The sequence below is a fragment of the Hymenobacter radiodurans genome (assembly GCF_004355185.1).
GTDB classification, from domain to species: domain Bacteria; phylum Bacteroidota; class Bacteroidia; order Cytophagales; family Hymenobacteraceae; genus Hymenobacter; species Hymenobacter radiodurans.
Genome location: NZ_CP037922.1, coordinates 792,914 through 817,540 on the forward strand (window position 1 = coordinate 792,914; position 24,627 = coordinate 817,540).

The window sequence follows — 24,627 nt, forward strand, 5'->3', positions numbered from 1 at the left end:
TGACATAGAGAAAATAACATATTAGGCAGAAATTTTATTGATAGTGACTTGACGGAGCGCTAACGTGGTTCCGGCAAGCGCTAAAGCTGGAAAAATAATCAACCACCAAGCAGTCGGATCAAGACGGGCCGCGGCTAATGTTCGTCCCCAACTAGGCATTTCGGGTGGAAGACCCACCCCGATAAAGGAAAGTGTGGTTTCTAAACCAATAAGGGCACTAATGCTAAGTGGAAACGCCGTGCGCACAGTTCGCCAAGCATTTGGTAAAGCATGTCGCCACAAAATTTGCCCCCCAGACAAGCCTATAGCTCTAGCTGACTCTATGTAAGGCAAAGCACGCACCCTCAGAAGCTCAGCCCGAACTAGGTGAGCTGGCTCAGGCCAATAAGTGAGAGTTAACAGGAAAAATAGGCCTATTAAAGAAGAATCTAGCACGGCAGCTAACGCCAGAATAAGCACCAACCGAGGTACTGATGCTAATAATGACGCGGCCCCTAGCACAAGTCGGTCGGTCGGGAAGGGCCAAGTGCGCTGCAACGCAGGTACACGCTTTAGAAATTTACTTGTAACGACAGCAGCAGGTATGCCTAAAAGAAGTGGCCACCACGTCAAACTAGAATCAGAAATGAATACCCCCAGAAAGAACAAAGCCCCCATTAGCCAGTAGGCAATGGGTATACGAAGCCCAGAATTACCCCAGAAACCGGCAGCACTGCCCAAAAAAGTACCCAATACAGTCGCAAAAAATGCTGCTGGCAAGCTCACCAAGAAAGCAGTGCGCGCTCCATACACCAATGCCGTTAACACGTCGCGACCAGCCCCATCGGTCCCAAGCCAGTGATGGGAAGTTGCAGAGTCGTTGGGGGCAAAAATGGTGATTGCGCTACATGATTTAGGTCGATAGAATCGGGAGGAAAGGGCAAGGGAAGCCAAGGTGCCAGCAGGGCAACACTCCCTATTACCATCAACCAGCCGATTGCAATTACGTGCCGCGCATTGTCCTTTTTCTGCAGTCTCATGCCTGCAAGCGAATTCGTGGATCCGTCAGAAAATACAGTGTATCAGCTACTATGAGGCCTAGCAAGCGCATTATTGCCACCAATAAAACGCCCCCCACGAGAACCGGAAAGTCATGGCCGGCCGCCGCATCAGCCATCAGTCGGCCCATACCAGGCAATGCAAAAATCACCTCCACTACCACGGCCCCAGCTACAAGTGCGGGCAGCAAATCGGTGAGTAGGGCAATGACTGGCAGTAGCGCATTGCGTAGGGCATGTCGCGTAGCTACCTGATAAGTCGAGAGTCCTTTGGCGCGAGCAGTAATTGCATAATTAGCTCCCAACTCATGCCGCAGCGCATCATGTAGTTGAACAACCAAGGAGGGTAGCTTCACTAAAACTAAACTGGCTAACGGGAGCGCGCTGTAATACAAATAAGAGCTAATCTGCTCGCTCCAAGGGGCATTTTCAAGGGTTTGTTGGCCCATGCCATACGCAGGAAAAAGCGGGAGAATATCAGGATTGGCAAGCAGAAGTAATAACCCCAAAGCCACTACAAATAGTGGCAGCGCATCAATTCCGTACAGAATAGTGAGTAAAAATGCTGGCCCACCGCACACAAGCCACAAGCCCAGAGCTATGGAGAGCAGGGTAGCTAGTAGCGCAGCACTGATGGTAAGCGGCAAAGTAAACCGCAGCGCCTCACCCAACACGGCTGTAACTGGTTGGCCACTGCGATATGATTGGCCCAAATCGCCGTGCACTGCGCTCCTAAGCCACCGGTGGTATTGATTGTCACTGCCATTCCATTGCCACACTGTGCCCGTAGATGACCGACTTCGGGAAAAATAGAAGACAGGCCCAGCAAGCCCTAGGCGTTGCTGTACCCGCAGAAGCGCATTTTCACGTTCGGCGGTAGTAATGCTTCGGCTTCCTGTATTTTCATTGAGGAGAGCTTGGTTTAATAATTCATCGGTGGGCAGCGTCCGACTAAGCAGAAAAACCAGCGAAACAATAGCCCACGTGGCTGGAATAGTGCGTAGAAGTCGGTACAGCAGAAAACGCCCCATGCTGATTTAACTTTCTGGCAGAGGTTCGATCGTCGTAACGTCGTAGCCCGGGCGTAGCCCCGATACGCGCAAATTGGTAAGCTCTCGATCTGCAGCGAGACGGTAGCGATAAAAAAATAGAACAACAACAGGACTTTCTGTTCGCATAATAACCTGAAACTTGCGCAGCAACTGTGCCTTCTGGGCTGGGTTTTCCTCGCGTACAATAGCTTTAATAAGCTTGTCACTTGTTGGTGTTCCAAAACGAGTAAAGTTGCTGATGTCTATACTCGAAGAGTGTAAAAGTGGGCTAAAATCGTAGGCAAAGGGATTTCCTGACAGTGTACGCAGGTAAATATCAAAGTTGCCGGTCCGCAGCTTGCCCAATAGCAGCGTTGATTCTGTAGGCCTCAACTGGATGGGTATGCCAAGCTGCGCCGCGGCGTTGCGGAGTTGTAAAGCGATGGTTTCGAAGGTGGAATCACCGGCCCGATAAGCAATGCTCAACTCCAAGGCTTGGCTTTGACCACCTGCTAAGGGCTTAGCCCAACTGCCTGTACTTTGCCGCATCCAGCCTGCTTGCTTCAATAGCATTTCTGCCCGTTGGGGGGCATATTTGAGTAGAGGCAGGCTATCATTATACAATGCCTTTTCCTGCGGATTGATGAGGCCAACACTCGGATATGCCATTCCATTTTGGGTGGCTTTGATGAGTGCCGGTATATCAAATAAGTAGCTTAAAGCCTGGCGCGTGAGCCGATCATTCAGTGGCACACGGCTGGTATTAAAGCCCGCCAGAACCATCTCATAGGAATCGGCTGTATAAAATTGCAATGTTTTCTTTCCGCCTTCCGATGTACGCAGACGGTCGAATTCGTTTGCGGGCACCATCGGGAAAAGGTCTATGTCTCCCCGTCTTAACGCCAGCAACGCCGTGGCATTATCCGGAATAATCTGAAATTCAATCTGTTTTGGCTTAGCTACTAAGGGATGCTGCTGTACCGGCAGTCGGTCGGCCCACCAGTTTGTCTTACGGCGGAAAGTTAGGGCTTGCCCGCTACGCCAAGATGCTAGCTCATAAGGCCCTGACCCAGGAAGATTCATTGGGCTCTTATCCAAATTAGCCGCATTATAACGCTTCACAAAAGCTGCTAACCCGGGATATTTACTCAAAGAAATAGGATTGGGCTGGGTTAGTACCGTTAAGGGAATAGTGCGTAGCTGGCGTTTCGGATCTAGGGCGTACTCAGGAAGAATAGGATAATCGCCGGAAACATCTGCGAACTCTGGGGCGCGCCCCCGACACACAAGCGTAAACTGACGTGTATCGGTTGAGTCTAAGCGCACATCCTGAATAAAGCTGAAGGTGGTTCGGGCTACTTCATTGGGCAAACCCGGCAAGTTCATTATCTTCAAGGTAAAGGCCACATCCTGAGCTACTATGGGTTGCCCATTGTCCCAGGTAGCCGCGCTTCTGAGCCGATAGGTAAGTAGCGTTAGCGAATCTTGGTACTGAACTGTAGGTAGACTTTCGGCCAACCACGGTACCCATACCTTCTTTTGATTGTCTACGGTCAGCAGATTCTGGTATAATAACCCTATGGCCTGATTGGCAAGATCGTTAGGGATTGTGAGTGGATTTAAAGACTCAGGATCGCGCACCCACCGCACCCGAACAGCATCAGGAGACGACGCTTGTGGATTGCAAGCGGGCAGCAAAATAATAAGAAGATAGAGCCCCAGCCCCCTGAGTAGTCGCCGCATAAGCTAACAACCGCGTAGAAACGGCGCCGGGCAAGTTAGCTAAGATTCCCCAACTGGTGGAGATGTATCTTAGCTAACTTGCCCGAAGCGTATATAAAATGGTAGATAAAGTAGCTGTCTACCGAGCGTTTCTAGTATGAATAGAATCTAGCGAGCATTACCATCGCTCCAGCCGCTGCTGCCGCCTTGAGCTGTTAAGTTACCATCACTCCAGCCGCTGCTACCGCCTTGAGCTGAAGCTGTTTTATTGCCATCGCTCCAGCCGCTGCTGCCACCGTCAGCATTAGCAGGAGAAGAAAATACAGTAGCGAATTGAAGAAGGGCGAGAGCAAGTAATTCTAGCATGGTGTCAGTTAGTTGTGTGTAGTTCAGTCGATGAACTACACAAATGTGGGGTACCAGGAAAGAATATGAAAGGAAGATTAATGCGTAAATATGACTAGGATATTGTAAATATTAATTTGGGTATAATTGATAATAAAAAACAAATCTATTCTTAATTATATTATTTTTCCTATAGCTTTGGCATTATAGGAAGGCAAGTTTGAATCCTTTTGGTATAAAAATAAGATATAGTGTAATTATGAAATTAGCTAGCTTTAAATCTGCGTATAAGTCGTAGGTTGCTTACTTTGAAAGTGTAAATCATGGATATTTGCCTCATTACATATCAAATGCATCCAATTTCCTAAAATTGTACTCTATCTATGGAAGACATCAGTAATCTGGCTAAAATAATTATAGATAGACGGGTTGGGATGCCTCCTCTGATTGACTTTAGCGCGAAATCGTCTTCCAACAAAGAGATTGATCTCGTACAGATGCTGAGTAGTGAACAGCAGGCCACCCAACTCCAGGTCGTAAAAGCACTTTATTCCAAAGTTAATTCCACGAATCAGGCCGCTTTTCGAAAGCTGAAGTCGAGAGTACAAAAGAAGTTACTCAACCACTTATACTTCCTTGATCATACCGATCCTCGTCATTTAATCTCACGGCGATATGAGCTGCAATGCTTAGAACTGTTTCATCAAGCAAACATTCTGTTTAGGGAAAGTGAGTTTGAGCTTGCCGAACGGTTAGCTCGTAAGTGTTTGCGGCTGGCCTTAGAAGGCGAGTTTACGCAGTATACAGTGATGAGTTTAGGCTTTCTACGGGATTTATACGCCCAATTAAGAAGGCCCACGCAATACCGATCCATCTCCGCTCAACTGGTTCACTATCAGAATATAGCAGTGGTTGAGGATCAAGCTAAAAATGTGTATTTGGGTGTGCGCATGGAGCAAGCCCAAACGGTGCGTTCTCGACGCGTACTATTAAATGAACTCTCCGAACACATTGCCAAAATAGAGGCGCTACATCGAAAAATAAATACTTACAATACCTTCGAGTATGTGTATCGCTTACAATTGATGCGCGAAGAATTATCAGGGAATTTTGAGGAAATCATTAAAATAACCAGCACTACCGAGGCTTTATTTGAGGAGGGAAAGGTCAATAAAAAGCGGTTTGATACCCGATTTAATAAGTTCATCAGTGTGTGGGCGCATTTGCGGGGCCGCCAGGTAGAGCATGGATTACGGCTTGCGGAAGAATATATCAAGGATTTTCATCCTTCCTCGGCCAACTGGTTTTATTTTCTCGAGCACTACATGCTGCTGGCCTTGCACGCCAAGGAGTATAGCAAGGCATACGAAATACTGCGTTTGGCGCGCAAAAACCCCTATTATGGGAAGCAGCGTGCGGCGGCTATACAGCGTTGGGACCTGTTTGAGGTGTATCTGCACTTCATTCAGCCTGAGGGATCTTCTCTGCGGCTACAGTTCAGCCAGTTTATCCAAACCGTACCTGATTATAGTCGGGACAAGCAGGGATACAATGTGGCCATCTTGGTGCTACAGTTTCTGTATTATCTGCGGCAGCGCAATCTGGATGCGTTGCTTACCCGTCTGGAAGGCCTGCGAAAGTATGAGCAGAACCACTTGCGCGACCCAGCTACCTTGCGCAGCCAGCTGTTTTTTCGGCTACTGCTGCTAACGGTGCGGGAGGATTTTGCCCCACTGGCCTGCGAAAAGAAAGGTCAGAGCCTGCTCAACCGTTTGCGCGAAGCTCCGCAGCCCGGCGATGCGTATGCCGAAAGCGAGATCATTCCCTACGAAGATCTATGGGACTTAACGCTCAATATTCTGCGGGTTAATGCGGAGGCCCAAGCCGCCGAAGAAGCAGGGCATGAACGCTAATTTTGGCAGGCACATGTCACAAAAAAAGCCCCCCGGAAACCTTCCGGGGGGCTTTTTTTGTGACATGTGCCTGCTGTGCTATTTGCCAGTTACTTTAAATTCCGTGCGCCGGTTGAGCTGGCGACCGGCTTTCGTGGCATTTGGTGCTACGGGCTGGGCATCGCCGTAGCCAGCAAAGGTGAGGCGCCCTTTATCGACGCCTTTGCTCACTAAGTAATCAACTACGGCTTTAGCCCGGCGCTGCGACAAATCTTTATTGTAAGTGGCTTGGCCCACATTGTCGGTATGGCCACTGATTTCCAGACGCAATGCTGGAGCTTCGGCCAATAGCTTTTGCAGTCTCTCTAGCTCACTGGTGCTTTCACGCCGCAACGTGGCCTTATCAAAGTCGAAAAAGATATTATTGAGCACAACTTTTACCCCAACATCAAGCTTTTTGAGACCGATATCTTTTATTACCTCCGAATAGGCTGCTCCGGCTGGCAGATCAAAGTTTTCCGAGTGGAACAGGTAGCCTTCCTGACGTACTACAATACCGTAATTAACGCCTGAAGGAAGCGAAACTAGATAACGGCCCGACTGCGCATTCGCCAAAAACGAGGCAATAACTTCGTTGCGCTGGTTATCAATTACTTCGATTGTAGCTTCTAGCGGTTGCTTTGTTACGTCATCGGTCACTACGCCTTTCAAAATCGTTACCTGAGCCGTAGCAATGGGGACGGACGGAGCTAACAGCGCTTCCTTCACAGGCTGGGCCCGACTGGCGAGGAGTTGATCCTCTTGGGAAAGCATGGGGGGCTTTTCCGGACCTAAAAAAGTAATCTGGTAAATGTCTTTGCCGCCTAAGCCTTCCTCGCGAAAACTAGAATAGTAGCCGTGGCGACCTGAGGCAGAAATCACAAAAAAGACATCATCATCGGGCGTATTAATGGGCCAGCCGAGGTTTTCAGGCGCGCTCCATTTACCGTTCTCAAACACTGCTTTAAAGATGTCGTAGCCGCCCATCGAGTTGTGACCCTCCGAGCTGAAATACATGGTTTTACCATCGGGATGCAGGAATACCCCCTCCTCGCCGTAGGGCGTATTTATAACGGGACCTAAGTTCAGAGCCGGACCACGGCCTTCCAATTCCACTTTATAGATGTCGCGGCTGCCCAGTCCGCCTTCTTTGTCGCTCACAAAATAGAGGCTGCGTCCATCGGGGGTATAAGCCGCCGACGATTCGTGGCCTTTACTGTTAATGCGGGCGCCTAGACGCTGTGGCTTGCGCCATTCGGCGCCACGCAAATTCGCTTCGTGCAAGTCGCCGCCGTTGTCCTCCACATACACTAGCATGCGCTGTCCATCGGGAGAAAGCCCAACAGTGGCATCGTGGCCATCGGTATTGACCGGAACTTTCATATTGCGGGCCGCGGCCCACTTCTGGCCGGTGCGTGAACTTTGATAAATATCTTCAAAAAAACCGCCGGTTTCGGGGTCGGTTTGCTCTCCTGTTGAGTTGTCGCGCCGCGAAGTAAACATCAGCACCGATTCATCAGCCGAGATTACAGGACTGTAGTCGGCATAGGGTGAGTTGATAGTGGGGCCAGCATTATCAATAAAAGCGCGTACGGGCTTTTTGCTCATTTTCTGGCCGTTCTCGCACTCGGTAATCTTCTTACGAATGTCAGCCAGGATCGGGGCAGAATTTTTGCCCCCCGTGGCCGGCTGAGCCGCTTTGTATTCAGCAATGGCCTCCTGCCATTTTCCATTCAAATGAAGGCCACGACCCAACAAGTAATGAATGCGCGAATCAGCATCAGGGCTCAACTTATACGACTTTTGCAGAAAGCTAAGTGCCCGTGGCTTGAAGCCTGAATGCAGGTAGCAATCACCAATTTTAAGATTCAGCTCCGCATTATCTGGGTTAAACTTTTGTGCGGCTAGGTAGTGAGGCAAGGCCTGCTCGTAGCGGGGCGGATCCATGTCGTAACTACCGTCGCCTTCTTTTATCTCGCGCAACGCCGCTTTTAGGCCCTCTTTATCGTCACCGAAACGGTCTTTACTAAACTCCACGCTCTGCGCGTGGACTGCCTGGGCAAAGAGCAGGATAGTGAGTAGAAATAACTTATACATTGTGGTACTGTATTATTCTGATGTGTTTTCTCCTGAGCTGATCAGTATCAGGAGTCATTTGACATTTTCCGTCGCGTAGCTCGCCGTATATATCTTGCTTTATTCGCTGCCACAGCCGGAGTTCGCGGCATAGCTGCTAGCGGCTTCTAAGCCAAGCTCGGCAGCTTTGCGCCAGTCTTGGCAAGCGCCGGCCGCATCGCGGATCATTTCGCGTGCGTGGCCACGGTTGAGATAGGCTTCTGCATACTGTGGGTTGAGGCTGAGAGCCTTGCTTGCGTCAGCAGCCGCTTTTTTATAATCCTCCAGCTTGAGATACGCAGCCGCTCGATTATTCCAGGCAAAAGCATAAGAGGCATTGAGGCTGAGCGCTTTGCTAAAATCCTCGACTGCTCCGCGGTAGTCAGCCGCCTCATAGCGGGCACTGCCACGGTTGCTGTACGCAATGGCGTTATCCTGTTTCTTGGTCAGATAGTCGTTGTAATCGGCTATAGAACCTTTTAAGTCACCGGCACGGCGGCGCGTTGCCGCTCTATTGAGCAGCGCAGGTAGCAAATCGGGCTGAAGCGTCAGTGCTTTCGTATAGTCCTGAATGGCGGCCGCAAAGTTGCTGAGCTGCCGTTGCGCACTACCCCGGTCGTGGTAAGCGTAGGCATAATTTGGGTCGGCTTTCAGTGCCTGATCGAAATCCGTCTTAGCCGCTTGATATTCACCTTTTTCAAATCGCAGGGCTCCCCGATAGTACCAAGCTGGTGCGAAATCAGCTTTGGTTTCAGCGGCTTTCGTATAGTCTTGCTCTGCTTCCGTACGCTGCCCCAACGCCTCGCGGGCTTGGCCCCGTCCAAAGTAGGAAGTATGGCCCGCAGGCTCCAATCGGATGGCGGCGTCATAATCCTGCACGGCCAGCGGATACTCTTTTAGCTCGTAGCGGGTAGTAGCACGATTATAATATGCTTTGGCGAAGTCGGGACGGGCAGCCAGCGCTTTATCAAAGTCTTGAAGAGCAGCTTGATAGCTCTTGTTGTTAAATTTTGTTACGCCACTGTTATAGAGCTTCTCCGCTAGTTGGGCGGGCGGTAGCGTACTGGCGCGCACTGTGTCTACCTGGGCATGGGCAATACCAGCACTACCAGCCAGAATGAATAGAATATATATGCGTAGCATGTAATTCAATGTAAATGATTTCTAGGTGATAAATATAATTTTATTTGCCCAATAAGCTTGTTATATGGCTATTAAGTTTATTTTAATTGTATTTAAATAATAATAATTTGACATACGACATAGCCTTAAAGGGTTGTAGTAGGCAGTACTATATGTCGTGTGCGACTCATCATGTTTAATTAAATATGATGAGTCGCAACCAGTGTCCTTAAATAATGGTTGTGCAGGCAGCGCCGAAGTTTGCGTATTTTTGCGCGGCCTTCGGGCGTCTCATTTGATTTTTCATTTCAGCCTATATCTCTCATGGCATCTTATCCCGAATACATGGTAGCCCCTATCCGCCAAGACCTTACGTCGGCCGGATTTGAGCAGCTTATGACCCCCGAAGAAGTTGATTCAGTGCTCAACGAGCAGAGCGGCACCGTGCTGGTAGCCGTAAATTCGGTGTGTGGCTGCGCTGCTGCTAAAGCTCGCCCCGCCCTAAAAATGGCCTTGGCCAGCACCGATAAGAAGCCCGCTAAGCTAGTAACTGTATTTGCCGGCATGGAAACCGAAGCCGTTGAAAAAGCACGTCAGCACATGTTGCCTTATCCGCCTTCTTCCCCCTGCATTGCCTTGTTTAAGGATGGCGAGCTGGTGCATATGATTGAGCGCTACCACATTGAGGGCAGCGACACGATGCGTATTGTAAATAACCTGCAAGGCGCATTCGAAGAGTATTGCTAGGCTATAAAGACGCCACAAAAAAGCCCCCAGACCAGTCTGGGGGGCTTTTTTGTGGCGTCTACGCTCCGAATTTTAATTTAGTTAGCGTATTCGCTTAGGAACTTGATGCGCATCAGGCGTAAGTCTTCCTCTGTGTACTCATCCGGGCCGAGTTCTTTCAGGGCTACGGCAATATTGTCGGTATTCGACTGCAAAAAGTAATCTGTGATTTCGGCTTGGCGGTCGTGGTCCAAGATGCCGTCGATGTAATAGTTGAGGTTCAGCTTGGTGCCAGCGTAGCAGATATGCTCAATCTCCTCCATCAACTCACGCATGTCGATACCTTTGGAAGAAGCAATTTCTTCCAGATCCATTTTCTTATCGATTTGCTGAATAATGTAAATCTTGATTTTTGACTTGTTGACAGCCGATTTCACCACTACATCAGCGGCCGTCATGATGTCATTATCCTCCACGTATTTTTGAATCAGCTGCAGGAAAGGCCCCCCAAACTTGACGGCCTTGCCCTGACCCACGCCGCCTACGTGGGCGAGGTCGTCCATCTTAACGGGAAAGGTAGTGGCCATTTCCTTCAATGATGGATCCTGAAACAGCACGTAAGGAGGCAGGTTTTTATCCTTCGCAATCTTCTTGCGCAGGGCCTTCAGCATTTCAAACAGCGCCTCGTCGTGACCGGCGGCCTGTTGCACCTCTTCCTGTTGCTGCTCCTGCTGAACCTCTTCGTCGTAGTTGTGGTCCTTCGTGAGCTTGATTGAATGAGGATTTTCGATGAATTCTTGACCTTTAGGACTCATTTTTACGACTCCAAAATTTTCAATATCCTTTTCCAGAAAACCATTGAGTAGCACCTGACGGAGCACCGAGTGCCAGAAGGCAGCATCATGTTCTTTGCCTTGCCCATATACTTCCAGCTTGTTGTGGCCGTAGCTTTCTACGTGGGCATTGTTCATCCCCATCAGCACTGTGCCGATGTGCTCAAGGCCAAAGCGCTCCTCCGTTAGCACCACCGCCTTCAACGCCATCAATACTTCGTCTTTAGCCTCAAAACGCTCTTTTGGGTGTTTGCAGTTGTCGCAGAAGCCACAGTCTTTCTCAAACGTTTCGCCGAAATAGTGTAGTAATTGCTTGCGCCGACACACCGCTGAATCGGCGTAGTTGGCCATTTCCTGGAGAAGCAGCTTAGAGTTGTCGCGCTCCGTAACGGGCTTGTCTTTGTTGAATTTCTCCAGCTTCACGATATCGTCGTAGCTGTAGAACATCAAGCAATTGCCCTCTAAACCATCACGGCCACCACGACCCGTTTCCTGGTAGTAGCCTTCAATGCTTTTAGGCGTGTCAAAGTGAATTACAAACCGCACGTCCGGCTTATCGATACCCATACCAAAAGCGATGGTCGCAACAATAACGTCGGCTTCCTCATTCAGAAATGCATCCTGATTAGCCATGCGCACTTGCGGGTCGAGGCCAGCGTGGTAGGGTAGAGCCTTTACATCATTTACGCGCAGCAACTCCGCAATTTCCTCCACCTTTTTGCGCGAAAGGCAATACACAATGCCTGCCTTGCCCTTGTGTTGCTTGACGTATTGAATCAGCTGCTTTTTAGTGTTGTGTTTCGGCCGGACTTCGTAATAGAGATTGGTACGGTTGAACGATGTTTTGAACACGGAAGCATCGTCCATTTGCAGGTTTTTCTGGATATCCAGCTGCACTTTGGGCGTGGCCGTAGCGGTGAGCGCAATAATGGGCACATTGGCCCCCAGGTTATCGATAATGCCGCGAATCTTGCGGTACTCCGGCCGAAAGTCGTGACCCCACTCCGAAATGCAGTGCGCTTCGTCGATGGCTACAAATGAAATTGTGGCCTTTTGCAGAAAGTCAATGGTTTCGTCTTTGGTAAGCGACTCAGGCGCTACGTACAGCAAGCGCACCTCGCCGCTAATTACATCTTTTTTGACCCGATTAATTTCTGATTTCGACAGCGTTGAGTTCAGAAACTGGGCATTAACGCCAAAAGCATTCAGCTGATCAACTTGATTTTTCATCAAGGCAATCAGGGGCGAAATCACAATGGCCGTGCCCGGCAACACCAGCGCCGGAAGCTGGTAACAGAGCGACTTTCCCGCCCCAGTAGGCATGATAACGAAGGTGTTATGGCCATCAATAACGTTTTGAATGACGGCTTCCTGGGTGCCGCGGAACTGGCCGTACCCGAAAACTTCCTTTAACTTGCCTTTCAGATCAGCCGTGGGCGCTGTTACTTGTTTTAGGGCTGGCATGGTCTCTCTCACTTACTCGGTTGTGGATTGCGAACGGGAGTACAACACCGCATGTTGAACTCTCAATCTAATGGTTTTTTGGTATTTACTAAACAGTAGGTGGTTGTTAATCATTTAAATACAGTATTTAACAACCGCATTCGTCATTAAGATAGCAACACGACAATAGCCAGAGGCTCAGGGCTAGAAACCAACGACGGGATGAACAACCAACTACTCGATGCCGACTACTCGGTACCGGATATCAAATTTAGATTGAAACCGCAGAACGAACTCAACTCAATTGCAAAAAAAGTGCTTCATGAAGAAGCGAGCGCCATTCAGGGGGTGGCACATGCCCTTGATAAGACGCCTGATTTTGCACAATGCATAGAAGCAATACTCTCTTTGCGGGGTAGGGTAGTGGTGACAGGTATAGGGAAGAGCGCCCATATTGCGGCCAAAATAGTAGCTACACTGAACTCTACGGGTACTCCAGCCCTATTTATGCACGCCGCCGACGCTATCCATGGCGACCTAGGCATGATTCAAGCAGAAGATTTTGTCATTGCCATCAGTAAAAGCGGTGATACACCGGAAATAAAAGTGCTAGTGCCCTTGTTGAAGCGGAAAGGGGTGCCCTTGGCTGCCTTGGTTTCCAATGCCGATTCCTACCTAGCAGTGCAGGCCAATTACGTTTTGCACGCGCCTGTTACGCGCGAAGCCTGCCCTCACAATTTGGCCCCCACCACCAGTACAACCGCCGCACTAGCCCTTGGCGATGCGTTGGCTGTATGTCTGCTCGAGTCACGGGAGTTTACTTCGGCCGACTTTGCTCGTCTGCATCCGGGGGGCACCTTGGGGAAAAAGCTTTACTTAAAGGTTGGGGACTTGAGCCGGCAGAATCAGGCGCCACAAGTGCTGGAAAATGCCCCCCTGCGTGAGATTATCCTGGAAATATCGGGCAAGCGACTAGGTGCAACGGCTGTGCTCAGCGAGGGCGACCAGCGGCTATTGGGTATTATCACCGATGGCGACCTACGCCGTATGCTCACCAACTTCACCAATTTGGAAGATGTGCGGGCGCACAACATCCTCACGCCGTCGCCTATCACTATTGATATTGAAGACTTTGCAGCCGAAGCCCTGGCTCGCATGCAGCAGCGCAATATCACGCAGCTCATTGTGACAGATGCTGGTCGGTTCAGCGGCTTTATCCACCTCCACGATTTGCTGCGCGAAGGCTTGGTATAGATAGAAAGAAGCCCCCGTCTGAAACAGCATTTTAGTCTTTGTCTTTTGGCCAGATTCGTGCAGAAGGGGGCGCAACCCTGAAATATTTCGGACCTTCGCCCCTGATCTTACTTTAACCCGGCTTCGGTGAGGCCTGCTCTATGACTCAAAATACGTATCTCGTCGTGATGGCGGGCGGCATTGGTAGCCGCTTCTGGCCCTTTAGCCGTACGAATCATCCCAAACAGTTTCACGATGTAATGGGCGTCGGTCGGTCGATGTTGCAACTGACAGTAGACCGTTTTGCCGGAATTTGCCCCCCAGAGAATGTTTTTGTAGTAACCAACCGTGATTATAGCGAGTTGGTACAGCAACACTTACCCGATTTGCCCCCCGACCAGATTCTGGGTGAACCGATTGGCCGGAATACGGCGCCCTGCATTGCGTATGCCAGCTACCGCATCGCGCAGCGTGATCCGAAAGCCGTCATCATCGTGACGCCCGCCGACCACGCCGTGCAGCGTGAGGAAGAGTTTCGGGGCATTATTAGCCAAGCGGTAGCAAGCGCCCGCAGCCAAGATATTCTTATTACGCTCGGTATTCAGCCTTCTCGCCCCGATACTGGCTACGGCTACATTCAGTTTATCGACGGCGACCAAAGCGAGCTGTATGGCAGCCTACGGAAGGTAAAGACCTTCACCGAAAAGCCAAATCTGGAGCTGGCAAAGATGTTTGTGGATAGCGGCGACTTCCTGTGGAACTCCGGCTTATTTATCTGGCGGGCCGAAGTGATCATGCAGGCTTTCCACCAATATCTCAGTGACATTGCAGAGGTATTTGACGAAGGCCTAGATCAGCTGGGGACTAGTCATGAGCAAGATTTTATCACTGGTGCCTACTCACGTTGCCGCAACATCAGCATCGACTACGGCATCATGGAAAAGGCCGACAACGTGTACGTGCTGCCCGCCGACTTCGGTTGGAGCGACCTAGGTACGTGGGATTCCCTGCATCGCATTGGCCGTGGCGATGAGAATGGCAACGTGATTGATGGTGATGTCATCCTGTATGATACCCGCGAGTGCGTCATCAAAACTCCCTCTGAGCGCCTTGTGGTAGTACAAGGCTTGGAAGGCTACATTGTGGCCGAGTACGACAACGTGCTGCTCATTTGCAAGCGCACCGAAGAGCAGCGTGTAAAAGAATTTGTGGCCGATGTTCGGGCCAAAAAAGGTAACGGCTACAACTAATCTGTATATCAAAGCAGCAAAAGAAGAGTCCGGCGGCCAACTCACTGAGTTGGCCGCCGGACTCTTCTTTTGCTGCTCCTTGTAATCTAATTAGGTTAAAAAGACTTACAATTATTTGCTCTGAAGGCGCTGACGCAGAACTTCGAATAACATAATGCCGCTGGCTACGGACACATTCAGGGAGCCAATTTGACCCGCCATCGGAATGCGTACTTTATAGTCAGCAAGTCTTAGATACTCAGGCGAAATTCCGTCTTCTTCGCTGCCCATAAGCACTGCAACAGGACCAGTAAAGTCTACGCTGGCGGTTTCGAGGCTGGTATCGGCCTTTTCCGTACACGCTACCACCTGCACGCCTGACTGCTGGAGGAAGGTGATGGTTTCCTTCAAATTAGGCTCCCGGCATACTGGAATCAGATTTAAAGCACCAGCTGAAGTTTTAAGCGCATCGCCGTTTATCTGAGCGGCACCACGGCTGGGAACTACAATGGCGTGTACGCCCAAACATTCCGCATTACGGGCAATAGCGCCAAAATTGCGCACGTCCGTTACGCGGTCAAGCAAAAGAAGTAAAGGTGTTTTGCCTGCCTCAAATAAGCCCGCCAGAATACTATCTAAGGGAGCATAATCGATAGGCGAAACGAAGGCAACGGCGCCTTGGTGGTTTTTGCGAGTCAGGTCGTTGAGCTTCTCCAGCGGCACCAGCGACACCGGAATCGTAGCGGCTTTGGCCAACTCCGTTATTTCCTGGGTAATGCTGTTTTTAGTGCCGCGCAGCAGGTAAATCTTCTCCAGCGTGCGGCCAGCACTCAAGGCTTCCTGAATAGGACGCAAGCCAAACAGCATATCGATGCTACGGTCGGCGGCTGGGCGGTGCGGGTAGCGCGGCTTATAGTCAGGCTTGGGGCCTGAATTACCCGTGCGGGCAGCATCTGGCCGGTCACGGTCGCGGCGAGGCTCGTGGCGCGTGCCGTTTTCATCGTAAAAGGTACGGCGCTGCTCGTTCAGCGGGCGGGACGGGCGTTCGTCAGGGCTTTTCTCCATTGCTCCACGGCGGCATACCAAAGCATTTCGTGCTCGGGTCGGCGCACCAATTCATAGTGTTCAGGAGCAAAGGTACTGGGTTTGGCGCGGAACACATATGTGCTGTTGCCCACGTCGGGCTGGCGGTATATCCAGCGTTCCTCCGCAGCGGTGCGGTATACTGCATCAGGCGGTCCCATCACCACATAAAGCATGCCTCGGTCGGTCATCCAGCCGGCTTTATAAGCGGAGAAAAGCTTATTGGCTGCTGCCACCCGGCCGTAATACGTGCGAATGAGCTGACGAGCTCCGGCCTGCTGGCCATTAGCGGCGTTAAGCCAAAATTGGTCAACTGCTTTTTTGGGCGAAGGGGCGTCGTATAGTTTTTTTCGCTCGATGGATGAAGTGAGGTAAATAAGCGGCTGAATTAAATCAGAAGCGGTAGTCAGCTCTGGAAAGTTGTTTTCCTCGATTAACAAGCTACTGGCTTGACCGCCTAAGCCATTGTTAAGCAAGTACAAACCAGCTCGCTGCAAGGCTACTAGCTGCCCCGCCTGAAAGGTGATGGAATCTTGGACGCCCAGCGTACGCGAAGCTGGTGGCTGGGCAGCCGGATTGGTCATGGGGGGCAAAGCTGCCGTGAAATTGCTTTCGTAACGCCGCAGTAGCAAGGGCTGATCAAGGCCGTAAGCGCTTACTTCAAAGGGTTCGCTGGCGTGCACGTAGCGGCGCATAAGTGGAACTCCCACCGAATCGACCAAGATAAAGGGACGTGCTAGCCGCTCGGTAGTGAGTAGGATCCAGGCTTCATCGCCAGTGTCGGCGGCGCTGGGACCCGGCTGGAGGCTCAGAACTTGCCCTGCCCGCAACCGAGATAGGGGAACACAGAACTCAACCAGCGCCGCCGTGCCTACGCGTTTTGTGTGCTTAGTAAGCTGACTTACTGTGTCTTGCCACGCGGGCTGTTGGGCATCGTAGCTTGGCCACACCGCTATACGCAACGGCTGCCCCGACCCAACGACGCTTCCATTAGGGAAACGCACATACACACGCAAACTGTCGGCCTCACGCCGGGTGTCCACTGCCACCCGCCGCGCCAGACTGTATTGTCCGGCAAAGTCGCGGCGGCTAGCAGCGGGCCTACTAGCTAGCAGGCATACCAAAAAGCACAGGAGGAGCAGAATGGGGCGTTTGGTCATAGAGTACAGCGTATGCAGCTTTCAACGGATTTTACTGAACCGCCAGCAATCAGGTAACGACTTATCTTTATTTTAATTGATAGATCCTAAAAAAGCCCCCAGATTGAGGCTGGGGGCTTTTTTAGGATCTATCAACTTGCTTTCAGAAATCAAACTGGTCAGTACTTTACTGACGAGGATAATACTGGTTCAACAGTTCTACTGCCTTAGCGGCGCGAGCTTGGTCCTTGATCTGCTCGGCGGCCTGATACACACTTTGCAGGGTCAGCAGGTTGCTCTGAATTTCCATTTCAAACAGGCTGCCATTCGTGGTCGAATAATAGGCTAGTGCCTGCTGCGCGCGGTTGGTCATGGTGTCCAGAATGTCGGTGGCTTTCTTCCGCTCACCAACTGCCACCAGCGGTCCTACAAATTGCGGCGTGTAGTAATCATACGGAATCGACGCATCGGGCATAACCGTGAAGGCCTTGTCTAGTATCTGCTTCGCTTTCACTTTGTCGCCGGCGGCCAAGTAGGCCTCGGTTAAGCGGGCAAATTTCTCACGATAGTTAGCCGGGAAGCGCAAGCTATTCTCATCGTAATAGACCTTGGGGTCGTTGAGGTTACGGAAGGCGAACTTCTTCATCATGTTCTCAAACATGAGATCCTTAGCCACATAGCCTTCATTGCCGCGCGGGTCATAATTGGGGTCGCGAGCAGGTAATACACGGTACGCCATGCCTTCGAGCTGGAAGTAGGGCTGCAAGTTCATCATGTCGGACGGCACGACGGTGCTGGAGAAGTAGATAGGACGCTGCCAGTTGCTGGTAGCCAGCATGTCCAGAATCACCAGGTTTTTCTTCTCGATGGCGCCACCACCCATGTCCCACTCCATGCGGGGGACTAGCTGTTTGCGACGCTCGGCCGGGATAATGCCGGAGCGCATAACCGCAGCCGTATCGACGGGCAGGAAAAACTTCTTGGTAGGGAATGACAGTAGCGAACGGCCACTCTGGGTTTGCACTTGCAACAGCTGGCTATTCTCATCAACCAACTGAATAAACTCCTTCAGGTTAACCTGCTGTACCGCCGGATTTTCTACGAAAGGCAGATAATCATTGGTGCCTTGCACGTAGTTCTGCGGCTTCATCGAAATAGGCAGCGGCTGCGACTTATAGGCGCGGCGGCGCATCTGCTCGATGTACCAATCGGTGTTCAAATAACTCAGTACAGCCACGCGCACATCTGTACGAACGCCTTCCACTTCCTGGGCATACCAAAGCGGGAAGGTGTCGTTGTCACCGTTGGTGAACAAGATAGCGTTCGGAGCCAGTGAGTTGAGCAGATTCTTTGCCGAGTCGACAGAACTGTAGCGGTCGGAGCGGTCGTGGTCGTCCCAGCCCTGGGCGGCCATAATGCCAGGAGCCAACAGGCCCAAAGCTAATGCCACGCCAGCCCGTACCGTATCGGCTTTAAGTATGCTGCGCAGTAGCTCTGCTAAACCAATGACACCCAAACCAATCCAGATGGCAAAGGCATACGTGGAGCCTGTAAAAGTATAGTCACGCTCACGCGGCTCAATGGGCGGCTGGTTCAGGTAAAGCACGATGGCTAAGCCCGTAAACAAAAACAGCAGACCTACAATGAAGGCATTGCGTCCATCGCGCTGAGCGTGGAAGAATAAGCCTACTAAGCCCAGAATCAGCGGAATAGCCAAGAAATTATTGTGGGCTTTGCTGCCACCGATACGAACGGGTAGTTCACTAGCACTGGTACTGGTAGGCCATACTACTCCCGACTGCTGCACGTCGCTTTCGCGGCCCACGAAGTTCCAGAGGAAATAGCGCCAGTACATGTGGCCCATTTGATAACGGAAGAGGAAGCTCAGGTTTTGGCCCATCGTCGGCTTCACCTCTGGCTGCACATCTACCCACTTTTGGTAGTAGCGAATGTGGTCGGGCTGCGGGCTGTAGAGGCGCGGCAGGAGCATTTTGTCCTCGTCCCGATAGATGGTTTCGAGACGACGCTCTGCGATTACATATTTGTCGCCCTCACGTACGTAGCGTGGTGCACCTTCCACTTGGTCAACGGGCTGAGCGCTGAATTGTGGACCGTACAGCAAAGGCCGGTCGCCGTACTGCTCGCGCTTCAAATAGCTAACAAAGGAGAGCACGTCGTCGGGCTTGTTCTCGTCGATGGTTGGGTTGAAACCTGAGCGAATCGGCACAATCAGATACGACGAGTAGCCGATCAGAATAAACACGAACACCAGCATGCCGGTGTTCACGAGCTGGCTGCCTTTGCGGTAGGAGTAGCGAAAGCCAAAATAAATAATGGCCAGCAGCAGCAACACAAAGATGATAACGCCCCAGTTGAAGGGCAGGCCCACACTATTCACAAAGAACACCTCGAAGGCTCCAGCAATAGTTGGCAGACCAGGGATAATGCCTGCCAGGATAGAGCCCACGATAATCATACTTACCACCAGCGTCAAAATGCCCCCCAGCAGGGTAGGGTTGGCGGTACGACGGTAATAGTAAATAAAACCCAGCGCTGGCAGCGCCAACAGGTTGAGCAAGTGGACGCCAATGGATAAGCCAATGATATAAGCAATCAGAATTAGCCACTTGTCGGAGTCGGCCTCGTGGGCGCGGTTCTCCCATTTCATCATTATCCAAACTACGACGGCGGTACACAGCGATGACATGGCGTATACCTCGCCCTCTACGGCGTTAAACCAGAATGAATCGGAGAAGGCAAAGGCCAGCGCACCCACAGCGCCAGCTCCCAGAATGAGCAGCGTTTGACCGAAAGTAGGCTCCAAGTTTGGCTCTAGGTTCGGTACGGCACGGTGCATTACCAGTTTCTTGGCCAACATAGTGATGGTCCAGAACAAGAAAAGCACGGTAAACGAACTGCTCAACGCGGATAAAGCATTTACTAGAACCGCCACCTTGGTTACGTCGCCAAAGGAAAACAGCGAGAAAATGCGCCCTAATAAGAGGAAGGTCGGGGCGCCGGGTGGGTGCGGTACCAGCAACTTGTAGGAGCAGGCAATAAATTCGCCGCAGTCCCAATAGCTGGCGGTGGGCTCCAGGGTAATCAGGTAAGTAAGTGTGGCAATGGCGAATACGAGCCAGCCAACTAGGTTATTCAGACTTTTATAACGGTGCATACTTGCTTGGTCAGAGAAGGGCCAAAAGTAGATAATAAATCCGGCGGTACCGCAGATTTGCCCCCCAGTTCGTTTCTGATCGATTTTTGGTGCATAAAAAAAGCAGCCGATTGATTCGGCTGCTTTTTGCAAATGATATTTATATAAAGCAGAACACGAAGCGAAGCGCCACATAACGCGAATCTTCGCTAGCAATCAGTTTAATTCTGTAGTACTAAGCGCTTTGTGCTTACTACCTTATCGTTTACGAGCAGGCTGTAGAAATACATGCCAGCTGGCAAGTCAGACAAGTTCATGGCAATACCAGTGCTCGCTAGGTCGGGGCGGAGCGTCAGCGTGCGCACTTCACGGCCGATAATGTTGCTGAGACGGAATTTGTAATCGGAGCCCGGCGTCTGTGAAAGGCTAACTACCACCATGCCACGGGCGGGATTAGGATACACGCTAAGCGTAGGAAGGTTGAGTCTGGCGTCCTGCACAGGCGCTGCCGCTGCACTCACCGACTTGGTAGCAGATTGCCCCCCAACACCCGAGAATGGGCTGCGAAACGCAAAAATGGTAGGAGCAGGTACGTTGCTAAATGGCGTATTTCGGAAGGTATTGGTAGAAAACTCTGTGCGCAAAGGAGTAGTAAGGCGACTTGAGCGGCTACCTAGGCCCATCTGGTACTGCTGTGGGGCCACGCCGGCGGGTGGCGGGTATTGAGGCGGATGCACCGTAGTGGCAACCGCCGAAAGCTGCGCCATAAACAGCGTCAGCACTAATAACAAACGAGTAGAGATAATCATGAGGTGGTTAGCTGGAATGAACTTGGGGCCGGAGCAACCAAGTGATAGGTGGAGTTAGAAATTCTCCCGAGCTGTATGCAGTTAATTCAAACAAGCACCGTGCCTGCCCCAAAAACTGCCATTTGCTCAACAGATAGATACTTCCTTAGATGCAAAGGTTGCAAGAAGGTTTATTGTTCCATTAAATTATTTGAATGTAATCAAAAAATAGGATGTTACTATACTTTATAGACTATTAGCGTGGTTGTCTAGATAAAAGCCTGCTTTTTATCGACTTTTGGTTTACTCTACAGAAGCGCTTGAAAGATATTTTATCTGTTGTAGGCCAAAGTGCCGCACTTGTCCATCAATCTCTACAAGCAGTTGCCCTGCCTCATCAACGCCTCTGATCTGACCAGTGACAGTCCGCCCATCTACTTCGTATAAATGAGGCTGCTGGTAGCGGTATAGCACTTGAAGGTAGGCTTGGTGCAGCGTAGCTACTTGCCCGGCCCGCAACTGCAAATAGCGCTTCTCGAGGCACTCCAGCAGCCGGGCAACTAGTGCTGGTAGCGCATATTGCCGGCCGGTGAGGCTACTCAAAGAGGTAGCCGTAGGCACTGCAAATTCGCGTTGGTTTATATTTAAGCCCAAACCAACGATACTTGATTGAATTTTAGGGCCGCTTAAGGTGTTTTCGATTAAAATGCCCCCCAGCTTCTGTTCCCCGAAAAAAATATCGTTCGGCCACTTCACTCGAAGCGCGGGGTCGGGGCCGAGCAGACTACTTGCCCAATCATAGACGGCCAAGGCTACAGCTTGGCTGAGTTGAAACTGATCGGGCGCGGCTAGGAATGTAGGGCGCCAGACGACCGACATCGTCAGGTTTTCGCCGGGCTGAGCTTCCCAGCGGTTGCCACGTTGACCGCGGCCGGCGGTCTGTTTGTCGGTAATGACCACGCAGCCGTCGGTGGCGCGGTTTTGGCCAATTAAGCGCTGTGCCTCCGTGTTTGTAGAGGCGCATTCGGGCAACCAGATTAGCTGTTGGCCCGTGAAGAGGGTTTGGGGGGAAATAACCACCGCCTGATTTTCTTACTTTGTGATTTCAAACCTAACAATACCCTATGAAAAGTACCCTGGTTCGGCAAGATTCGGACAGTTTGGCAGACGTGGTTGTGCGCGGCATGCAGGAGAAGAAGGCAGTTGACATTGTTGTGCTAAACCTTAAGGAACTTAAGAATGCCGTTGCCGACTACTTTGTTATCTGTTCCGCTTCCTCCGACACCCAGCTGGATGCCATTGCCCGCTCAGTAGAAGAAGAAGTTGAAAAGATAACCGGTCAGAATCCTTGGCAAACCGAAGGACGCACCAACCGTGAGTGGGTGCTGCTGGATTACGTAGATGTAGTAGTACACGTTTTTCTGCGCGACCGTCGGCAATTTTACGCGCTCGAAGAGCTGTGGGGCGATGCCGAAATAAAGTATTTAGAAGAGGAAAACGTCTCTGTTCCTAACGCAGCGGGACCGAACAAATAGCGCAGGCGGCGTGTTCCGCCTTTGTCTTTCCCTGACTTATCTTATTCATGCCTAATACAACACCCAAAAAGAAAAAGCCCATGCTGCCGACGCCAACGCCGCGTCCGAGCATGCAGCTTTTGGTGCTGGGCGGGTTGGTACTGTTCATCTTCGCGATGTTCTACTTCAACCGCAGCAACTCTACGACCGACATTGATCAGCAGCGCTTCGAACAAATGCTGTTGGCTGGTGACGTACGCGACGTACTGCTCGTGAACGACCGGATGGTAGAGGTTACGCTGAAGCCTGAAGCCGCCAAGAGCGCGAAATACAATGATGAGCTGTCCCGTCGGGGCCCGCTCACCCTCGAGCAGGGTCCGCAGTTTGCTTTCCGAGTCGTGGACGGTAAAACCTTTAAAGAAGATCTTGATAAGATTCAGGCCGACTTGCCGCGTGAGCAGCGAGTAGGCTTGAAAATAGACCAGCGCCAAGATGGGTATGGCCTGCTCTCCAGCTGGGGCCTGATTATCCTGCTGATGGTTGGCTTCTGGTTCCTAATGCGCCGCATGAGCGGGGCTGGCGGACCTGGGGGGCAAATTTTCAACATCGGCAAGTCGCGCGCGGCTCTCTTTGAGGGTGGCGACAAGGTGAAGATCACCTTTAAGGATGTAGCCGGTTTGGAAGAAGCCAAAGAAGAGGTAGAAGAAATCGTAGAGTTTCTCAAGAACCCGTCAAAGTTTACCGTTCTGGGGGGCAAAATTCCGAAAGGCGCACTGCTCGTAGGTCCTCCCGGTACGGGTAAAACCCTGATGGCGAAAGCAGTGGCTGGTGAAGCTGATGTTCCGTTCTTCTCGCTCTCGGGCTCCGACTTCGTGGAAATGTTCGTGGGTGTAGGTGCTGCGCGGGTACGTGACTTGTTTAAGCAAGCCAAGGCCAAAGCGCCCTGTATCATCTTCATCGACGAGATTGACGCCATTGGCCGTAGCCGCAGCAGTGGCAAGATGCCCGGTGGTAACGATGAGCGCGAGAACACGCTGAACTCGTTGCTGGTAGAAATGGACGGTTTCGGAACCGATTCTGGCGTTATCATCCTAGCTGCCACTAACCGTCCTGATACGCTCGACTCTGCGTTGCTGCGTCCCGGTCGCTTCGACCGTCAGATCAGCATCGACAAGCCCGATATCAACGGCCGCACCCAGATTTTCCAGGTGCACTTGAAGCCGTTGACGCTGGGTCCTGATGTAGATGCTCGTAAGCTGGCTGCGCAAACGCCTGGTTTTGCTGGCGCTGAAATCGCCAACGTTTGTAATGAAGCCGCGCTTATTGCCGCTCGCCGCGACAAAAAGATGGTGACGATGCAAGATTTCACCGATGCCGTTGACCGGGTGATTGGTGGCTTGGAGAAGAAGAACAAGATCATTTCGCCCAATGAGAAGCGCATTGTCGCTTACCACGAGGCTGGCCACGCTATTGCCGGCTGGTTCCTGGAGCACGCCGATCCGTTGGTGAAAGTGAGTATCGTACCCCGTGGTGTGGCTGCCTTGGGTTATGCCCAATATCTGCCGCGCGAGCAATTCCTATACAACACGGAGCAGCTTACCGATGAGATGTGCATGGCCCTTGGCGGCCGCGCTGCCGAAGACCTAGTTTTCGGTAAAATCTCGACGGGTGCCCTCAGTGACTTGGAGCGTATCACCAAGATGGCGTACAGCATCGTGACCATGTATGGCATGAATGAGAAGCTGGGCAACATTTCCTTCTATGATTCTAAGGGACAGAATGAGTATGGTTTCAGCAAGCCGTATTCGGAAGCCACTTCTCAGATGATCGACGAGGAAGTACGCACGATCATCTCCGATGCCTATGAGCGTACGAAAGCCTTGCTCACCGACCGTCGGCATGAGTTGGAAATTGTAGCGAAAGAGCTGCTGGAGAAGGAAGTGTTGCTGCAAGACGACTTAGAGCATTTGGTAGGCAAGCGTCCTTACGATACCCAGACCAGCTACCAAGCGCACATGGCCGGCACCGACCGCAGCGAAACCCTGAGTGAGCGGAAGAATGAGCACCCCATTCCCCTCAGCGACGACCTGCCCGAAAGCAACCTCCCTGGCTTGGACTATGGCCCTGACAACAACCCTGAAGGTCGTCAGGATACGCCTGTAGGAACAACTTTATAATATTG

General features: G+C 51.3%; 19 protein-coding genes. 6 read left to right on the forward strand and 13 right to left on the reverse strand.

The features are described from left to right. Positions 1-21: 21 nt before the first annotated feature. From EPD59_RS24025 to EPD59_RS04630, 5 genes are all read right to left on the reverse strand, one after another. Positions 22-657, reverse strand: a complete 636-nt coding sequence (locus EPD59_RS24025) for an ABC transporter permease (protein WP_394347223.1) — start codon at positions 655-657, stop codon at positions 22-24. Between the two features lie 143 nt (positions 658-800). Continuing rightward, positions 801-1,019, reverse strand: coding sequence for a hypothetical protein (locus tag EPD59_RS22215; protein ID WP_165963473.1), 219 nt, complete (start codon positions 1,017-1,019; stop codon positions 801-803). Then, a complete protein-coding gene (locus tag EPD59_RS04620; protein ID WP_133271763.1) occupies positions 1,016-2,068 on the reverse strand; it encodes an ABC transporter permease in 1,053 nt (350 codons plus the stop codon). Before EPD59_RS04620 ends, EPD59_RS22215 begins: the two co-directional genes overlap by 4 nt. Before the next feature lie 6 nt (positions 2,069-2,074). Further along, on the reverse strand, positions 2,075-3,811 hold the full coding sequence (locus EPD59_RS04625) for an ABC transporter substrate-binding protein (RefSeq protein WP_133271764.1): 1,737 nt from the start codon (positions 3,809-3,811) through the stop codon (positions 2,075-2,077). 147 nt (positions 3,812-3,958) lie between these two features. Further along, positions 3,959-4,156, reverse strand: a complete 198-nt coding sequence (locus EPD59_RS04630) for a hypothetical protein (protein ID WP_133271765.1) — start codon at positions 4,154-4,156, stop codon at positions 3,959-3,961. 746 nt (positions 4,157-4,902) lie between these two features. Here EPD59_RS04630 and EPD59_RS04635 point away from each other — a divergent pair. Then, positions 4,903-6,048 (forward strand): hypothetical protein, encoded by a 1,146-nt coding sequence (locus EPD59_RS04635; protein WP_133271766.1) that lies wholly within the window; start codon positions 4,903-4,905, stop codon positions 6,046-6,048. A 78-nt stretch (positions 6,049-6,126) separates the two neighbouring features. On the opposite strand, the gene EPD59_RS04640 is transcribed toward EPD59_RS04635, so the two are convergent. Together EPD59_RS04640 and EPD59_RS04645 are read right to left on the reverse strand one after the other, a co-directional pair. Then, on the reverse strand, positions 6,127-8,163 hold the full coding sequence (locus tag EPD59_RS04640) for an OmpA family protein (RefSeq protein WP_133271767.1): 2,037 nt from the start codon (positions 8,161-8,163) through the stop codon (positions 6,127-6,129). Between the two features lie 99 nt (positions 8,164-8,262). Beyond that, positions 8,263-9,324, reverse strand: a complete 1,062-nt coding sequence (locus EPD59_RS04645) for a tetratricopeptide repeat protein (RefSeq protein ID WP_133271768.1) — start codon at positions 9,322-9,324, stop codon at positions 8,263-8,265. Between the two features lie 303 nt (positions 9,325-9,627). Between EPD59_RS04645 and EPD59_RS04650 the strand changes: the two genes are divergently transcribed. Beyond that, a complete protein-coding gene (locus EPD59_RS04650; RefSeq protein ID WP_133271769.1) occupies positions 9,628-10,050 on the forward strand; it encodes a BrxA/BrxB family bacilliredoxin in 423 nt (140 codons plus the stop codon). Between the two features lie 77 nt (positions 10,051-10,127). Here the strand turns inward: EPD59_RS04650 and recQ are convergent, their stop codons facing one another. Next, a complete protein-coding gene (gene recQ, locus EPD59_RS04655; protein ID WP_133271770.1) occupies positions 10,128-12,326 on the reverse strand; it encodes a DNA helicase RecQ in 2,199 nt (732 codons plus the stop codon). Between the two features lie 255 nt (positions 12,327-12,581). Here recQ and EPD59_RS04660 point away from each other — a divergent pair, with 255 nt between their 5' ends. Together EPD59_RS04660 and EPD59_RS04665 are read left to right on the forward strand one after the other, a co-directional pair. Further along, positions 12,582-13,559 (forward strand): KpsF/GutQ family sugar-phosphate isomerase, encoded by a 978-nt coding sequence (locus EPD59_RS04660; RefSeq protein ID WP_394347224.1) that lies wholly within the window; start codon positions 12,582-12,584, stop codon positions 13,557-13,559. A gap of 140 nt (positions 13,560-13,699) precedes the next feature. Next, on the forward strand, positions 13,700-14,788 hold the full coding sequence (locus tag EPD59_RS04665) for a mannose-1-phosphate guanylyltransferase (protein ID WP_133271772.1): 1,089 nt from the start codon (positions 13,700-13,702) through the stop codon (positions 14,786-14,788). 111 nt (positions 14,789-14,899) lie between these two features. Here EPD59_RS04665 and rlmB read toward each other — a convergent pair whose 3' ends face one another. The 5 genes from rlmB to EPD59_RS04690 all read right to left on the reverse strand — a co-directional run bounded on the left by rlmB (position 14,900) and on the right by EPD59_RS04690 (position 22,011). After that, positions 14,900-15,832 (reverse strand): 23S rRNA (guanosine(2251)-2'-O)-methyltransferase RlmB, encoded by a 933-nt coding sequence (gene rlmB / locus EPD59_RS04670; protein ID WP_240731621.1) that lies wholly within the window; start codon positions 15,830-15,832, stop codon positions 14,900-14,902. Continuing rightward, complete coding sequence (locus EPD59_RS04675; RefSeq protein ID WP_133271773.1) at positions 15,793-17,010, reverse strand: GWxTD domain-containing protein; 1,218 nt, start codon at positions 17,008-17,010, stop codon at positions 15,793-15,795. Before EPD59_RS04675 ends, rlmB begins: the two co-directional genes overlap by 40 nt. A gap of 166 nt (positions 17,011-17,176) precedes the next feature. Next, entirely contained in the window at positions 17,177-20,164 is a 2,988-nt protein-coding gene (locus EPD59_RS04680) for a glycosyltransferase family 117 protein (protein ID WP_133271774.1), read from the reverse strand. Between the two features lie 200 nt (positions 20,165-20,364). After that, on the reverse strand, positions 20,365-20,952 hold the full coding sequence (locus EPD59_RS04685; protein ID WP_133271775.1) for a T9SS type A sorting domain-containing protein: 588 nt from the start codon (positions 20,950-20,952) through the stop codon (positions 20,365-20,367). Between the two features lie 282 nt (positions 20,953-21,234). Beyond that, a complete protein-coding gene (locus EPD59_RS04690; RefSeq protein WP_317128451.1) occupies positions 21,235-22,011 on the reverse strand; it encodes a biotin--[acetyl-CoA-carboxylase] ligase in 777 nt (258 codons plus the stop codon). A 44-nt stretch (positions 22,012-22,055) separates the two neighbouring features. On the opposite strand from EPD59_RS04690, the gene rsfS reads away from it, so the two are divergent. Both rsfS and ftsH read left to right on the forward strand, forming a co-directional pair. Further along, positions 22,056-22,466: a ribosome silencing factor gene (gene rsfS / locus EPD59_RS04695; RefSeq protein WP_133271776.1), complete on the forward strand. Its 411-nt coding sequence runs from the start codon at positions 22,056-22,058 to the stop codon at positions 22,464-22,466. Between the two features lie 47 nt (positions 22,467-22,513). Then, positions 22,514-24,622, forward strand: a complete 2,109-nt coding sequence (gene ftsH / locus EPD59_RS04700) for an ATP-dependent zinc metalloprotease FtsH (RefSeq protein ID WP_133271777.1) — start codon at positions 22,514-22,516, stop codon at positions 24,620-24,622. Positions 24,623-24,627 lie beyond the last annotated feature (5 nt).

Excerpts from the sequence above, each read along its gene's own strand:
- EPD59_RS24025 (WP_394347223.1), bottom strand. The coding sequence starts at position 657 with ATGGGGGCTTTGTTCTTTCTGGGGGTATTCATTTCTGATTCTAGTTTG.
- EPD59_RS22215 (WP_165963473.1), bottom strand. The coding sequence starts at position 1,019 with ATGAGACTGCAGAAAAAGGACAATGCGCGGCACGTAATTGCAATCGGC.
- EPD59_RS04620 (WP_133271763.1), bottom strand. The coding sequence starts at position 2,068 with ATGGGGCGTTTTCTGCTGTACCGACTTCTACGCACTATTCCAGCCACG.
- EPD59_RS04625 (WP_133271764.1), bottom strand. The coding sequence starts at position 3,811 with ATGCGGCGACTACTCAGGGGGCTGGGGCTCTATCTTCTTATTATTTTG.
- EPD59_RS04630 (WP_133271765.1), bottom strand. The coding sequence starts at position 4,156 with ATGCTAGAATTACTTGCTCTCGCCCTTCTTCAATTCGCTACTGTATTT.
- EPD59_RS04640 (WP_133271767.1), bottom strand. The coding sequence starts at position 8,163 with ATGTATAAGTTATTTCTACTCACTATCCTGCTCTTTGCCCAGGCAGTC.
- EPD59_RS04645 (WP_133271768.1), bottom strand. The coding sequence starts at position 9,324 with ATGCTACGCATATATATTCTATTCATTCTGGCTGGTAGTGCTGGTATT.
- EPD59_RS04650 (WP_133271769.1), top strand. The coding sequence starts at position 9,628 with ATGGCATCTTATCCCGAATACATGGTAGCCCCTATCCGCCAAGACCTT.
- recQ (WP_133271770.1), bottom strand. The coding sequence starts at position 12,326 with ATGCCAGCCCTAAAACAAGTAACAGCGCCCACGGCTGATCTGAAAGGC.
- EPD59_RS04665 (WP_133271772.1), top strand. The coding sequence starts at position 13,700 with ATGACTCAAAATACGTATCTCGTCGTGATGGCGGGCGGCATTGGTAGC.
- rlmB (WP_240731621.1), bottom strand. The coding sequence starts at position 15,832 with ATGGAGAAAAGCCCTGACGAACGCCCGTCCCGCCCGCTGAACGAGCAG.
- EPD59_RS04675 (WP_133271773.1), bottom strand. The coding sequence starts at position 17,010 with ATGACCAAACGCCCCATTCTGCTCCTCCTGTGCTTTTTGGTATGCCTG.
- EPD59_RS04680 (WP_133271774.1), bottom strand. The coding sequence starts at position 20,164 with ATGCACCGTTATAAAAGTCTGAATAACCTAGTTGGCTGGCTCGTATTC.
- EPD59_RS04685 (WP_133271775.1), bottom strand. The coding sequence starts at position 20,952 with ATGATTATCTCTACTCGTTTGTTATTAGTGCTGACGCTGTTTATGGCG.
- rsfS (WP_133271776.1), top strand. The coding sequence starts at position 22,056 with ATGAAAAGTACCCTGGTTCGGCAAGATTCGGACAGTTTGGCAGACGTG.
- ftsH (WP_133271777.1), top strand. The coding sequence starts at position 22,514 with ATGCCTAATACAACACCCAAAAAGAAAAAGCCCATGCTGCCGACGCCA.